The sequence below is a fragment of the Agromyces sp. P1_H4 genome (assembly GCF_056405255.1).
The window spans coordinates 1-645 of the sequence record NZ_JBFUCL010000615.1; the positions used below are offsets into that span (position 1 = coordinate 1).

The following is a 645-nucleotide window of genomic DNA, read 5'->3' on the forward strand; positions in this document are numbered from 1 at the left end:
TCGTCGCCGACTTCGTCGGCACCTCGAACCTGTTCGACGCCGACCGCTCGCGCGACCTGCTCGGGCGGGAGGGCCACCACTCGGTGCGCCCCGAGAAGATGACCGTCACCCGCGACGGGCTTGCCGGGGAGGGCGTCGTGAACCTGCCGGGCACGGTCGTGCAGCCGAAGGTGACTCGGTGCGCCCCGAGAAGATGACCGTCACCCGCGACGGGCTTGCCGGGGAGGGCGTCGTGAACCTGCCGGGCACGGTCGTGCAGCCGAAGGTGCTCCTGCTCGACGAGCCGCTCGGCGCCCTCGACCTGAAGCTCCGCGAGCAGATGCAAGTCGAGCTCAAGGAGATCCAGCGCGACCTCGGCATCACGTTCATCTTCGTGACGCACGACCAGGAGGAGGCGCTCACCCTCTCCGACCGCATCGCGGTCTTCAACGACGGTCGCATCGAGCAGCTCGGCACTCCCGCCGAGCTCTACGAGCGGCCCAGCTCGCGGTTCGTCGCCGACTTCGTCGGCACCTCGAACCTGTTCGACGCCGACCGCTCGCGCGACCTGCTCGGGCGGGAGGGCCACCACTCGGTGCGCCCCGAGAAGATGACCGTCACCCGCGACGGGCTTGCCGGGGAGGGCGTCGTGAACCTGCCGGGCAC

General features: G+C 70.4%; 2 pseudogenes. Both read left to right on the forward strand.

Features of this window, described 5'->3' with window-relative positions:
- Positions 1-197: pseudogene (locus AC1DY2_RS20375) on the forward strand (hypothetical protein); the annotation flags it as partial.
- Positions 198-250: 53 nt separating this feature from the next.
- Positions 251-645, forward strand: a pseudogene (locus tag AC1DY2_RS20380) (ABC transporter ATP-binding protein); the annotation flags it as partial.